This is a genomic window from Pseudomonas fuscovaginae SE-1, assembly GCF_000364705.1.
GTDB classification, from domain to species: Bacteria; Pseudomonadota; Gammaproteobacteria; order Pseudomonadales; family Pseudomonadaceae; genus Aquipseudomonas; species Aquipseudomonas fuscovaginae_A.
The window spans coordinates 24,142-37,711 of sequence record NZ_AQOH01000203.1 but is presented as its reverse complement, the minus strand read 5'-3'; the positions used below and the strand labels follow the sequence as shown (position 1 = coordinate 37,711).

Annotated in this window: 13 protein-coding genes; 4 read left to right on the top strand and 9 right to left on the bottom strand. The window is 62.8% G+C overall.

Features of this window, described 5'->3' with window-relative positions; genetic code table 11:
* Window positions 1-141 precede the first annotated feature (141 nt).
* Complete coding sequence (mltF, locus tag K675_RS0118355; RefSeq protein ID WP_026145321.1) at window positions 142-1,602, top strand: membrane-bound lytic murein transglycosylase MltF; 1,461 nt, start codon at window positions 142-144, stop codon at window positions 1,600-1,602.
* Between the two features lie 232 nt (window positions 1,603-1,834).
* Here the strand turns inward: mltF and pdxJ are convergent, their stop codons facing one another.
* The 9 genes from pdxJ to lptF all read right to left on the bottom strand — a co-directional run bounded on the left by pdxJ (window position 1,835) and on the right by lptF (window position 10,610).
* On the bottom strand, window positions 1,835-2,581 hold the full coding sequence (gene pdxJ / locus K675_RS0118350) for a pyridoxine 5'-phosphate synthase (RefSeq protein ID WP_017904945.1): 747 nt from the start codon (window positions 2,579-2,581) through the stop codon (window positions 1,835-1,837).
* A 103-nt stretch (window positions 2,582-2,684) separates the two neighbouring features.
* Window positions 2,685-3,374 carry a DNA repair protein RecO gene (gene recO / locus K675_RS0118345; protein ID WP_017904944.1) on the bottom strand — a complete coding sequence of 230 codons (690 nt, stop codon included), beginning with the start codon at window positions 3,372-3,374 and terminating at the stop codon, window positions 2,685-2,687.
* A gap of 209 nt (window positions 3,375-3,583) precedes the next feature.
* Entirely contained in the window at window positions 3,584-4,486 is a 903-nt protein-coding gene (gene era, locus K675_RS0118340; protein ID WP_017904943.1) for a GTPase Era, read from the bottom strand.
* Complete coding sequence (rnc, locus tag K675_RS0118335) at window positions 4,479-5,168, bottom strand: ribonuclease III (RefSeq protein ID WP_017904942.1); 690 nt, start codon at window positions 5,166-5,168, stop codon at window positions 4,479-4,481. Before rnc ends, era begins: the two co-directional genes overlap by 8 nt.
* Window positions 5,165-5,542: a DUF4845 domain-containing protein gene (locus K675_RS0118330; RefSeq protein ID WP_026145320.1), complete on the bottom strand. Its 378-nt coding sequence runs from the start codon at window positions 5,540-5,542 to the stop codon at window positions 5,165-5,167. The genes rnc and K675_RS0118330 overlap by 4 nt, the downstream gene beginning before the upstream one ends.
* A gap of 66 nt (window positions 5,543-5,608) precedes the next feature.
* Window positions 5,609-6,463 carry a signal peptidase I gene (lepB, locus tag K675_RS0118325; protein ID WP_026145319.1) on the bottom strand — a complete coding sequence of 285 codons (855 nt, stop codon included), beginning with the start codon at window positions 6,461-6,463 and terminating at the stop codon, window positions 5,609-5,611.
* 5 nt (window positions 6,464-6,468) lie between these two features.
* Window positions 6,469-8,268, bottom strand: a complete 1,800-nt coding sequence (gene lepA, locus K675_RS0118320; RefSeq protein ID WP_020481066.1) for a translation elongation factor 4 — start codon at window positions 8,266-8,268, stop codon at window positions 6,469-6,471.
* A 169-nt stretch (window positions 8,269-8,437) separates the two neighbouring features.
* Window positions 8,438-9,499, bottom strand: coding sequence for an LPS export ABC transporter permease LptG (lptG, locus tag K675_RS0118315; protein ID WP_017904938.1), 1,062 nt, complete (start codon window positions 9,497-9,499; stop codon window positions 8,438-8,440).
* Window positions 9,492-10,610: an LPS export ABC transporter permease LptF gene (gene lptF, locus K675_RS0118310; protein WP_017904937.1), complete on the bottom strand. Its 1,119-nt coding sequence runs from the start codon at window positions 10,608-10,610 to the stop codon at window positions 9,492-9,494. The genes lptG and lptF overlap by 8 nt, the downstream gene beginning before the upstream one ends.
* A 278-nt stretch (window positions 10,611-10,888) precedes the next feature.
* On the opposite strand from lptF, the gene K675_RS0118305 reads away from it, so the two are divergent.
* The 3 genes from K675_RS0118305 to K675_RS0118295 are packed head-to-tail and all read left to right on the top strand — an operon-like array spanning window position 10,889 to window position 13,356.
* Window positions 10,889-12,379, top strand: a complete 1,491-nt coding sequence (locus K675_RS0118305) for a leucyl aminopeptidase (RefSeq protein ID WP_026145318.1) — start codon at window positions 10,889-10,891, stop codon at window positions 12,377-12,379.
* Between the two features lie 57 nt (window positions 12,380-12,436).
* A complete protein-coding gene (locus K675_RS0118300; RefSeq protein ID WP_017904935.1) occupies window positions 12,437-12,865 on the top strand; it encodes a DNA polymerase III subunit chi in 429 nt (142 codons plus the stop codon).
* Window positions 12,866-12,873: 8 nt separating this feature from the next.
* Window positions 12,874-13,356, top strand: coding sequence for a hypothetical protein (locus tag K675_RS0118295; RefSeq protein ID WP_017904934.1), 483 nt, complete (start codon window positions 12,874-12,876; stop codon window positions 13,354-13,356).
* The last annotated feature ends 214 nt before the right edge of the window (window positions 13,357-13,570 follow it).

Here is a 13,570-nt window from a genome sequence, read left to right as displayed (position 1 = left end):
ATTCAGGACGGTTATTTTTGCTCTGTTATCTCCTCGTGGGGTCCCATTCCAGAGGGCTGCAGCCCGGTCCGTGGTTCGCTAGCAGACCGGCACCCTTCTGTCGAGATATGGCGGCCGAGGTCCTTTGCGTATACTGCGCACATGTTTTCCCAAACTGCTTTCCGCCAGCGCTGTGCCAAGTGGCTCATCGCAACCGGACTCTTCCTGATGCTCGGCGCCTGTGTTGAGAAACCCAGCACGCTCGAGCGCGTAAAGGAGGACGGTGTGCTGCGCGTGATCACCCGCAACAGTCCGGCCACCTATTTCCAGGATCGCAACGGCGAAACCGGCTTCGAGTACGAGTTGGTCAAGCGCTTTGCCGATGACCTGGGGGTCAAGCTCGAGATCGAAACGGCGGACAACCTCGACGACCTGTTCAGCCAGTTGGGCAAACCCAACGGTCCGGTCCTCGCGGCGGCGGGCCTGGTGGGCAGCGACGAGCGCAAGCAGCAGGCGCGGTTCTCCCATCCCTACCTGGAAGTCACCCCGCAAGTCATCTACCGCAACGGCCAGCCACGCCCCACCACACCCGCAGACCTGGTGGGCAAACGCATCACGGTCCTGAAGGGCAGCACTCACGCCGAACAACTGGCCGAGCTGAAAAAGCAGAATCCCGCAATAGAATACGAAGAGTCCGACGCCGTCGAAGTCGTCGATCTCCTGCGCATGGTTGACGAGGGGCAGATCGACCTGACCCTGGTGGACTCCAACGAAGTGGCGATGAACCAGGTCTACTTCCCCAACGTGCGGGTCGCCTTCGACCTGGGCGATGCCCGCAACCAGCGCTGGGCCGTGGCGCCCGGCGACGACAACAGCCTGCTCAACGAGGTCAACGCCTACCTCGACAAGGTACAGAAGAACGGCACCCTGCAGCGCCTGAAGGATCGCTACTACGGCCACGTCGACGTCCTCGGTTATGTCGGTGCCTACACCTTCGCCCAGCACCTGCAGCAGCGCCTGCCCAAGTACGAGAAGCATTTCCAGGCCGCGGCCAAGGAAGAAAAGGTCGACTGGCGCCTGCTGGCGGCCATCGGCTATCAGGAATCGCTGTGGCAGCCGGATGTCACCTCCAAGACCGGCGTGCGCGGTCTGATGATGCTGACCCAGAACACCGCCCAGGCCATGGGCGTGTCCAACCGCCTGGATGCCAGGCAGAGCATCATCGGCGGCGCCAAGTATCTGGCCTACATGAAGGATCAGCTCGACGAGAAGATCGAGGAGCCGGATCGCACCTGGTTCGCCCTGGCCGCCTACAACGTCGGCAGCGGTCACCTCGACGATGCGCGCAAGCTCGCCGAAAACGAGGGCCTGAACCCGAACAAGTGGCTGGATGTGAAGAAGATGCTGCCACGCCTGTCGCAGAAGCAGTGGTACCGCAAGACCCGCTACGGTTATGCCCGCGGTGGCGAACCGGTGCATTTCGTCGCCAACATCCGTCGCTACTACGACATCCTGACCTGGGTGACCCAGCCGCAGCTCGAAGGCAGCCAGGTCGCCGAGGGCGTGTTGCACATACCGGGCGTGGACAAGACCAAGCCGACCGAGCAGCCTTCGCAGCTTTGAATGCGAGCGTGACGCGAAGCGTCACTGGATGCATTCCCACGCAGAACGTGGGAACGATCACGACTGGATGCATTCCCACGCAGAGCGTGGGAACGATCACGATCAGTCGCCGAGCGCGGGAACGATCAATTGCCGGGCGCGGGAACGATCAAGGTTGGGAGTGAAGAGGTCGAAGATCGTTCCCACGCTCCGCGTGGGAACGCCTCACAGGACGCTTCGCGTCCGAGCTGATTCAGACCTTGGCCGCAGCCGCCAGAATCAAGGCCTTCATTTCCGCCACGGCGCCCTTGAAACCGACGAACAACGCATGGGCCACCAGCGCATGACCGATGTTCAGCTCGTTGATGCCTGGAATCGCCGCGACCGCCTCGACATTGTGGTAATGCAGGCCGTGCCCGGCATTGACGATCAGCCCCTGGGCCACGCCAAACGCCACGCCATCGGCGATACGCTTCAGCTCCTGGGCCACCTCGGCCGGGGTCTCGGCGTCGGCATAACGCCCGGTGTGCAACTCGATCGCCGGCGCGCCAACCTGCTTGGCCGCCGCGATCTGCCGCTCGTCGGCATCGATGAACAGCGACACTTCACTGCCGATCCGACTCAGGCGCTCGACCGCTGCCTGGATCCGTTCGATCTGGCCGACCACGTCCAGGCCACCTTCGGTGGTCAGTTCCTGGCGGGTTTCCGGCACCAGGCAGATGTGCGCCGGACGGATGCGCTCGGCGAACGCCATCATCTCCTCGGTCACACCCATTTCGAAGTTCATGCGGGTCTGCAGCACGTCCTTGAGCAACAGCACATCACGCTCCTGGATATGCCGGCGGTCTTCGCGCAGGTGCACGGTGATGCCATCGGCTCCGGCCTCCTCGGCGTCCAGTGCGGCCTTGACCGGGTCAGGGTAACGGGTGCCCCGGGCCTGACGCAGGGTGGCAACGTGGTCGATATTCACACCGAGAAGAATACGGGTGCTGGTGCTCACGGAAAGGCTCCTGAAGAGTGGAAGATTCGTCCCACAGCATACACGGGACACAGGCCTCCACGTTCAGTTCCAGCCATCAAATTCACGGAACCGCCCCGCCCGCTCAGGGTTTGCGGAACAACTCGCGACTGACCAGCGGCTTGCCGCCCAGATGCACCGCGAGCGCCTGGCGCATCAGGCGCTTGGCCGCGGAAAGCGCACCGACCGCACTCCAGTCGGCCTCGGCCATCGCCAACAGCTCACGGCCCTGGAACAACCCCGGCTGCAGCAGATAGACCCGCTCCAGGCCGGCGTCGACCTGCAGCCGATACATGCCGTCCGCCGCCAGCGGCTCGCCGTGGATGTCCACGCTCAGGGCAAAGCCGTAGCCGAGATCGTCCAGCAGTCGCCATTCGAATGCACGCAACAGCGGCTCCAGCGGGCGACCTTCGGCCAGGGCCAGCAACGTCAGGGCGTAATGTTCGAACAACACCGGGTGCGGGTCTTCGGCCGGCAGCAAGCGGATCAGCAGTTCGTTGAGGTAGAGGCCGCTGAACAGCGCATCGCCGCTCAGCCAGACGGCGACCCCGGCGCTCTCCATGCGACCGACGTTCTTCAGTTCACTACGGCCACGGAATTCGACTTCCAGCGGCACGAACGGTCGCGCCAGGGTCCCGGCCTTGCCCCGGGCATTGCGCAGCACCGCACGCAGCCGTCCCTGGGGCGTGATGAAATCCACCAGGGCGCTGTTTTCGCGGTAGGCGCGGGAGTGCAGGACGTAGGCCGGCTGACCGGGGGGCGGATGGGTGGACATTGGTGGTGAATGTCTCTGGAAGATGGGCGTGCAGATAAGGGTGGATACAGCTCATTGTGGTGAGCGAGGCGCTCGGCTGCGAGCCGCAAACCCTGTTTCAGGCTGTGCCGAAACACCGCTTACCCAGGCTTCGGGGCCGCTTTGCGCCCCAGAGCGGCGCTGCGGCATTCCGGCAAGCCCGCCCCCAACACAGGAGGGGGCGCGCGCCTTTAGAGGTCGCCGTAGCCCAGCGAGCGCAGGGCACGCTCGTCATCGGACCAGCCGCCTTTCACCTTGACCCACAGGTTGAGCATGACCTTCGAATCGAACAGCAGCTCCATGTCCTTGCGCGCCTCGCTGCCGATGCGCTTGATGCGCTCGCCCTTGTCGCCAATGATGATCTTCTTCTGACCGTCACGTTCGACGAGGATCAGTGCATGAATATGCAAGGTAGCGCCCTGCTGCTTGAACTCCTCGATTTCCACGGTGATCTGGTAAGGCAGTTCGGCGCCCAGCTGACGCATGATCTTCTCGCGGACCAGCTCGGCAGCGAGGAAACGACTGCTACGGTCGGTGATCTGGTCTTCCGGGAAGAAGTGTTCGTTTTCCGGCAGGTGCTGGGCGATCAGGCCTTCCAGGGTATCGAGATTATGCCCCTGCTGCGCGGAGATCGGCACGATCTGCGCTTTCGGCAACTGCTCCTGCAACCAGCTGAGGTGCGGCATCAGCTCAGCCTTGTCCTCGATCCGGTCGGTCTTGTTCAGGGCCACGATCACCGGGCCCTCGACGTACTGGATGCGCTCCAGGACCAGTTGGTCCTCATCGGTCCAGCGGGTACGATCGACGACGAAGATCACCACGTCGACGTCTTTCAACGCCGCCGAGGCGGTCTTGTTCATGTAGCGGTTGAGCGCCTTTTCGTTACTCTTGTGCATTCCGGGGGTGTCGACGTAGATCGCTTGGATCTCGCCTTCGGTCTTGATCCCGAGCATGTTGTGGCGGGTGGTCTGCGGCTTGCGCGAGGTGATCGCCAGCTTCTGTCCGAGAATGTGGTTCAGCAGCGTGGATTTGCCCACGTTCGGCCGGCCAACGATGGCGACATAGCCGCAGCGTGTTGCAGTTGAATCAGTCATTGCCATTCTCCACGCCCAGGGCGATCAGTGCTGAAGCGGCCGCTACCTGTTCGGCAATACGACGGCTCACGCCCTGCCCACGGCTTTTCTCGTTCAAGAGGGTGACTTCGCACTCGACGAAGAAGGTCCGGCAGTGCGGCTCGCCCTGGATATCCACCACTTCGTAGCGCGGCAGCTCGCAAGCCCGTGATTGCAGGAATTCCTGCAGGCGGGTCTTGGGGTCCTTGTTGGTGTCGACCAGCGTCAGGCTCTCGAACTCCGAGGCCAGCCAGGCCAACACGCGCTCGCGTGCCACTTCGATACCAGCATCCAGGTAGATCGCACCGATCAATGCCTCGAGGGCGTCGGCCAGGATCGACTCACGGCGGAAACCACCGCTTTTCAGCTCGCCGGAGCCCAGGCGCAGGTAGTCGCCCAGCTCGAAACCACGAGCCAGTACGGCCAGTGTTTCACCTTTTACCAGGCGTGCGCGCAAACGCGACAACTGGCCTTCACGGGCCTGGGGAAAGCGCTCGAACAGCGCCTCGCCGGCCACGAAGTTGAGGATCGCATCGCCCAGGAACTCCAGGCGCTCGTTGTTGCGCCCGGCGAAGCTGCGGTGTGTCAGGGCCAGGAGCATCAGTTCCTGGTCCTTGAAGGTATGGCCGAGCTTGCGCTCGAGACGGCTCAGGGACAGGCTCACGGTTTACCCACGCTGAATTCTTGGTCGAACTTCACCACCAGATCGATATTCCGGATCAGCGCGACACGCTGCTCGTATTTCAGATGGGCAAGAAATCGGCTGCCCTCCACCGTTACGTTTAACGCTTTGTTCAAATCCACATCCTGAATACTGTTGACCTGCATGCCACGGGCAACATGAGTGTAAAAGTCGTTGACGGTGGTCACGCCCGCCGCCTTGTCGGTTTCCACCGACATGATGATTTTCTTCATCGACAGGTTGTCGAGGTAAATCGGGACCAGCTTGAGAGCCGTGCTACTGGCGAAAGCCACCAGCGCGAGAGCCAGCAACCAGCCAAAAAACGACAGGCCTTTCTGAGAAGCGGCGGACCGCATAGTCGTTCTCATCGTCTTCAAGTACCTGAAAAGCATTCGGCGCTGTATTCAACAGCGCCGCTTGGGTTACTTGATCAGGCCGACCCGCGAGAAATTCGGCAGGCGGCTGAACTTGGGATCAGGCCAGCTCATCCAGACCGCGAAGGCCTTGCCGACGATATTCTCGTCGGGAACCATGCCCAGCAGTTCCTTGGGAATGTTGGGATCATCCCAGTAGCGGCTGTCGTTGGAGTTGTCGCGGTTATCGCCCATCATGAAGTAATGGCCGGCCGGAACTTTCCACTCGTGATCCGGCGGCGCGCGATAACGGCCCATTTCCTTGCGGATCAGGTGTTCGACGGCACCCAGCTTCTCTTTATAGAGCTCGGCGCTGCCCAGCATGCCGGGCTCGTTGCCCACCAGTTGCTCGGCCACCGACTCACCGTTGACGAACAGCCTCTTGTCGCTGGTGTAGCGCACCGTGTCGCCCGGCAGCCCGACTACCCGCTTGATGTAGTTGACGTTCGGATCGCTCGGGTAGCGAAACACCATGACATCCCCGCGTTGCGGATCACCGACCGGAATCACCTTCTTGTCGATCACCGGCAGGCGAATCCCGTAGGAGAACTTGTTCACCAGGATGAAGTCGCCAACATCCAGGGTCGGTTTCATCGACCCGGAAGGAATCTGGAACGGCTCGACCAGAAACGAGCGCAGCACCAGCACGATGAACAGCACCGGGAAGAAGGATTTGCCATATTCGACCAGCAAAGGCTCCTTGTTCAGCTTCTCGACCACGGCCACGTCAGGCTGCGCGGCGCTGCCCTGGTAGCGGGCGATCGCCGCGCGCCGACGTGGAGCCAGAAAGACCAGATCAAGCAACGCCAACAGACCGCAGACAGCGACGGCAATGACCAGCAACAGCGGGAAATTTAGTGACATAGGACCTAACTATCCAACCTGAGCACCGCAAGGAAGGCTTCCTGTGGAACTTCCACGTTACCTACTTGCTTCATGCGTTTCTTACCGGCCTTCTGCTTTTCCAACAGCTTGCGCTTACGGCTCACGTCACCGCCGTAGCATTTGGCCAGTACGTTCTTTCTGAGCGCCTTGACGGTTGTCCGCGCCACGATCTGGCCGCCGATGGCAGCCTGGATGGCAACGTCGAACATCTGACGAGGAATCAGTTCTTTCATCTTCTCGGTCAACGCACGGCCTTTGTAGTGCGCATTGTCCCGATGCACGATCAACGCCAGGGCATCGACCTTCTCACCATTGATCAGCACGTCCAGCTTGACCAGGTTGGCCGACTGGTAGCGATCGAAATGATAGTCCAGCGAAGCATAGCCGCGACTGGTGGATTTGAGACGGTCGAAGAAGTCCAGGACCACTTCGTTCATCGGCAGGTCATAGGTGACTTGCACCTGCGAGCCGAGGAACAGCATGTCGTGCTGAATCCCGCGTTTCTCGATACACAGCGTAATGACGTTCCCCAGGTGCTCCTGCGGCACAAGGATGTTGGCCCGTACGATCGGTTCACGCATGTCCTCGATGGCGGACAGGTCCGGCAGCTTGGACGGGTTGTCGACGTAAATGGTTTCACCGTTCTTGAGCTTGAGCTCGAAGATTACCGTCGGCGCGGTGGTGATCAGATCCAGGTCGTACTCGCGCTCCAGGCGCTCCTGGATGATTTCCATGTGGAGCATGCCGAGGAAGCCGCAACGGAAGCCGAAGCCCAGTGCATCCGAACTTTCCGGGGTGTACTGCAGCGAGGAGTCGTTGAGGGTCAGTTTCTGCAGGGCTTCGCGGAAGTCCTCGAAATCATCGGAACTGACCGGGAACAGGCCGGCATAGACCTGCGGCTGGATGCGTTTGAAGCCCGGCAGCACATCGACGTCAGGCGTCGAGCTGAGGGTCAGGGTGTCACCCACCGGCGCCCCGTGAATGTCCTTGATGCCGGCGATGATGAAGCCCACCTCGCCCGCCTTCAGGTCGGCGGTGGCGGTATGTTTCGGGTTGAAGACACCGACACTGTCCACCAGGTGGATCTTGCCGGTGGACTTGACCAGGATCTTGTCGCCCTTCTTCACGCGACCGTGGCGCACACGCACCAGGGACACGACACCCAGGTAGTTGTCGAACCAGGAGTCGATGATCAGCGCCTGCAGCGGGTCGTCGATATTGCCTTCCGGCGCCGGAATGGTGGTCACCAGGCGCTCGAGCACCTCGTCGACCCCCAGGCCGGTCTTGGCGCTGCAGGTGACGGCGTCGGTGGCGTCGATGCCGATGATCTTCTCGATCTCTTCCTTCACCCGCTCCGGCTCGGCCTGCGGCAGGTCGATCTTGTTAAGGACCGGCATGACCTCCAGGCCCTGCTCGATCGCCGTGTAGCAGTTGGCCACGGACTGGGCCTCGACGCCCTGGCCGGCGTCGACCACCAGCAAGGCCCCTTCACAGGCCGCCAGGGAACGGCTGACTTCATAGGTGAAGTCGACATGGCCCGGGGTATCGATGAAGTTCAACTGGTAGGTGATGCCGTCTTTGGCCTTGTAGTACAGGGTAACGCTGTGGGCCTTGATGGTGATCCCGCGCTCGCGCTCGAGGTCCATGGAATCCAGCACCTGCGCTTCCATCTCGCGCTCGGCCAGGCCGCCGCAGATCTGGATGAAGCGATCGGCCAGAGTCGACTTGCCATGGTCAATGTGGGCGATGATGGAGAAATTGCGGATATGACTCAAATCACTCACGGGTCAACACTCAAAAAGGTTGCAGGCAGACTGCCCGCCGAAAAATAGCCGGGAATTGTACCTGATGCGCAACCAAGGCGTCACGTCAACCGGCAGGGCGACCGACACAAAAAAGCCCCTGCCGGTCGGCAGAGGCTCCTTTCGGGGGCTCCCGAGCGGTTCGAGGCGTCTATCCGGCGCGCCGCAGCAGCCAGAGGCCGGCAATCGCACAGATCCCCGCCGGCACCAGCACCGCGAACAGCGGCGAGAAGCCGAACACCAGGCTCGACGGCCCCAGCAGGTCCTGGGCGATACGGAAGGTGAAACCGACCAGCACACCGGTGAATACCCGCTGACCGAGGGTCACCGAGCGCAGCGGACCGAAGATGAACGAGATCGCCATCAGCACCAGCGCCGCGGTGACCAGCGGCTGCAGGACCTTGACCCAGAACGCCAGCCAGTAGCGACCGTTGGCCAGCCCCTGGTCCGCCAGGTAGTGGATGTAACTCCACAGGCCGCTGATCGACAGCGACTCGGGCACCATCACCACGGTGCTCAAGAGGTTCGGCTGGAGAGACACCCCCCAGGTCTCCTGCGGCGTGTTGATGACTTCGGTGTGATCGCCACGGAAATGGGTGGTGGTGACGTCCGTCAGGTTCCAGTGATCCTGCTCGAAGCGCGCCAGTTTGGCGAAGCTCGAGGACTGCAGGCGGCGCTGGTCGTCGAACTGGTAGCGGGTCACCCCGTAGAGCAGCCCGTTCGGCTGCACGGCGTTGATATGGATAAACTCGTCACCCTGGCGGTGCCACAGGCCATGCTTGGAACTCTGGGCATCGCCGGAACCCTGGGCCAGCGCCCGGTCGGCCTGGGCCTTGCTTTCGGTGACCGGTGCCACGTACTCGCCCACCAGCACGCCGACGATCATCAGCACCAGCATCGGCTTCATGACCGCCCAGACGATTCGCCCGACGGAAACACCCGCCGCACGCATGATGGTCAGCTCGCTGTTGCTGGCCAGGCTGCCCAGGCCGATCAGGCAGCCGATCAGGGCGGCCATCGGCAGCATGTCGTAGACCCGCCGCGGCGCGGTCAACAGCACGAAGCTGAGCACGTCGCCCCAGGTGTAGGTATCGCTGACGTTGCTCATCTCGTCGATGAAGGCGAACAGCGAGGCCAGGCCGAGAATGATCCCGAGCACCGCCAGGATCGCCATGAATACTGCGCTACCGATGTAGCGGTCGAGCTTAACCACGAGCCATCTCCTTCATGCCGCGACGACTCGCCAGCTTCAAACGCAACGGTTCCCAATAGAGCAGCCCCAGACCGATCGCCAGGAACAGCGCGTGCACCCACCACAGGCCGGGCAGTGGCGACAGCTTGCCCTTCTCCAGGGCGCCACGGGCGGAAATCAGCATGGTCAGGTAGGCCATGTACAGAAGGATCGCCGGCAGCAGCTTGAGGAAGCGACCCTGGCGCGGATTGACCCGCGACAGCGGCACCGCCATCAGGGTCACGACGAACACCAGCAACGGCAGCGACAGGCGCCATTGCAGTTCGGCAATCGACTTGCGCTCGCTGCTGCCCCACAGGTCGCGGGTGGCCAGCGCGTCGCGGTCGGTCACTTCGTTGCTGATTTCCGGTCTTTCCATCTGCACGCCGTAGGTGTCGTACTTGATCACCCGGTAGTCGGCCTGCCCCGGGCTGCCGTCGTAGCGATAGCCATCTTCCAGGATCAGGTAGCGGTTGCCGTCCGGCTTGACCTCGAGACGACCATGGTCGGCGACCAGCACCGAGATACCGCGGTCCTTCTTGTCCTGACCCAGGCGTTTCTCGGAAATGAACACCCCACCCAACTGGGTGCGGTCATCGGACAGCTTCTCGGTATAGGTGATCCGCGAACCGTCGTTCAGCGCCTGGAAGCGGCCCGGCTCCAGGGTGTCGAACTCGGTCAGGGCATCCTGCTTGTTGAGCACCAGCTGGAACTGGTAGGCGCCCTGGGGTGCCAGGCTCAGGCTCAGCCAGGCCACCAGCAGGGCCACCAGCAATGCCGGCGCCATGGTCATGCCGAGCAGGCGCTGCTGGCTCATGCCGGTGGCGGACAGCACGGTCATCTCGCTTTCGAGGTACAACCGGCCATAGGCCAGCAGGATCCCGAGGAACAGGCCCAGTGGCAGGATCAGTTGCAGAAAGCCGGGCAGACGAAAGCCCATGATCAGGAACAGGGCCCCCGGATCCAGGGCACCCGAGGCGGCCTGGGCGAGGAATTTGACGAAGCGCCCGCTCATGGTGATCACCAACAGCACGGCGCTGACGGCACTCAATGTAACCAGGACTTCGCGAGACAGATAACGAAAGACGATCAAACCAGACACTCCAGGGTTGTCAGGCTAAGGCGGCCGAACAAGCAAACAGGGCGGCCTGCATTGCGAGCCGCCCGAAAGGATGGCGCATTATCCTGTGATTGACCGCCCCTGTCACTGCACATGCTCAACCGCGCGCGCAAAGCTGCAACACAGGGTTGTCAGCAGCGGCCGGCGAGGTTCAAACTGCCGCCTTTGTCGCTTGCGCGCCACAGCGTCGCCAAGCCACCCAGCGCGCAGCCCCGCTGCGCGCCAACTGACCTTTATTCAGGGACCCAGACATGGAACTGGTTGTAAAAAGCGTTAGCCCGGAAACGTTGAAGACCGCCACCCTGGTAGTCGCCGTCGGCGAAGGCCGCAAGCTCGGCACTGTCGCGCAGAAGATCGACGAACTGACTGGCGGCGCCATCGCGGCCATCCTCAAGCGTGGCGACCTGGCCGGCAAGGTCGGCCAGAGCCTGCTGCTGCAGAGCCTGCCGAACCTCAAGGCCGAACGCGTGCTGCTGGTGGGCGTGGGCAAGGACGCCGAACTGGGCGACCGGCCGCTGCGCAAGATCGTTGCCGGCATCCTCGGCACCCTCAAGGGCCTGGGCGGCAGCGATGCCGTGCTCGCCCTCGACGAAGTGGCGGTCAAGGGTCGCGACAGCTATGGCAAGACCCGCCTGCTGGCCGAAAGCCTGCTCGACGGCGAATACCACTTCGACACCTACAAGAGCCAGAAGGCCGAACCGCGCGCCCTGAAGAAAATCACCCTGGTCACCATCAAGGCGGCCCAGGCCGAAGTCGAGCGCGCCGTGACCCACGCCAAGGCGATCGCCAGCGGCATGGCCTTCACCCGCGACCTGGGCAACGCGCCACCGAACGTCTGCCACCCGAGCTACCTCGCCGAACAGGCCAGGAGCCTGGGCAAAGCCTACAAGGGCCTGAAGGTGGAGATCTTCGACGAGAAGAAGATCAAGGAAATGGGCATGGGCTCGTTCTACGCGGTCGGCCAGGGCAGCGACCAGCCTCCGCGCCTGATCGTCATGCAGTACAACGGCGGCAAGAAGTCCGAGAAGCCGTTCGCCCTGGTCGGCAAGGGCATCACCTTCGACACCGGCGGCATCAGCCTCAAGCCGGGCGCCGGCATGGACGAGATGAAGTTCGACATGGGCGGTGCCGCCAGTGTCTTCGGCACCCTGAAGGCCGTGCTGGAACTCAAGCTGCCGATCAACCTGGTGTGCATCCTGGCCTGCGCCGAGAACATGCCGAGCGGTGGCGCGACCCGTCCGGGCGACATCGTCACCACTCTCAGCGGCCAGACCGTGGAAATCCTCAACACCGACGCCGAAGGCCGCCTGGTGCTGTGCGATGCCCTGACCTACTCCGAGCGATTCAAGCCGCAGGCGGTGATCGACATCGCCACCCTGACCGGCGCCTGCATCGTTGCCCTCGGCTCTCACACCTCGGGCCTGCTGGGCAACAACGACGAGCTGATCGAGCAACTGCTGAGCGCCGGCCGCCAGGCCGATGACCGCGCCTGGCAACTGCCGCTGTTCGACGAATACCAGGAGCAGTTGGACAGCCCGTTCGCCGACATCGCCAACATCGGCGGACCGAAGGCCGGGACCATCACCGCGGCCTGCTTCCTGTCGCGCTTCACCAAGAACCTCAACTGGGCCCATCTGGACATCGCCGGTACCGCCTGGATCAGCGGTGGCAAGGAGAAGGGCGCCACCGGTCGTCCGGTTCCGCTGCTGACCCAGTACCTGCTGGACCGCGCCAAGGCCTGAGCCTGAGCCCGCCGGGCGGCGCCCGTCAACGCCGCCGTCCGGCCGCCGGAATTCTCCATGACCCAAGTCGACTTTTATATCCTTCCCAGCGCAGATCCCCTGGCGCGCCTGGATTTCGCCTGCAAGCTGACCGAAAAGGCCTGGCGCCTGGGCCACCGGATCTACCTGCACTGCAGTGATGCCGCGCAGCGCGAGGAACTCGATGCCCGCCTGTGGCGCTTCAAGGGCGAAAGCTTCGTGCCCCATGGCCCGGCCGAAAGCGAGCCGGAAGGCAGCGTGGTACTGGGCCTGGGCGATGATCCCGGCACTCACCAGGACCTGCTGGTCAATCTCGACAAGCGGGTACCACCGTTTGCCTCACGTTTTACCCGCATCGCGGAAGTCGTGGTGGAAGACCCGGCCATCCGCCAGGCGGCGCGGGAGAGTTTCCGCTTCTACCGCGAACAGGGCTATCCTCTGCAAGATCACCGTCTACAGCGACTTTGAGCAACCCGATGGACACTCCAAAACAATCACAAAAGGCCGCTCCCCTGCTGGACGAGCTCGAGTCGATCCGCAAGCTGCTGGGTGACGAAACCCTGCAACCGCCGCTGCTGACCGAGACCGTTCCCCCGGAAGGGCAGATTCCGCTGCTGTTCGACATGGTCGGTGGCAAGCCCAAGGCCGAAGTCCAGGCCGAGGCCAGGGTTGAAACCGCGGTACAAGCCACGCCCCCCCTCTCACCCGAGACCAGCAAGCCAGTCGCGGCAAAACCCGAGCCGGCGCCCGAGCCCATCGCCAGTGACCGCGTTACCGCTGCCGAGCCAGCTCACAACAGTAAGCAGGACGCCCTGCTGCACCTGGACAGCGAATTGCGCGCCGCCGCACAACTGATCATGCAGGATGTGATCGACGACTTCGCGCCGCATATCGAGGCCGAGATCAAGCGCCGCCTGGATGCCCGGATGGAGCGCCTGCTCAGCCAGTACCCGTCCTGACGCGGTAAACGCCAGCTCCCCGAGTAAAAAAACTCGAAGTCGGGCACCACCTTGTGGCGAGCGGGCTTGCCCGCGTTCGGTCGCGAAGCGGCCGCAAGATCAGGCAACCCGTTTTGCCTGACACTCCGCATAGACCGGTTTCAGGGCCGCTTCGCGCCTCAGCGCGGCGGTGCGGCGTTCCGACAAGCCCGCTCGCCACAAAAGCACTCCGCCC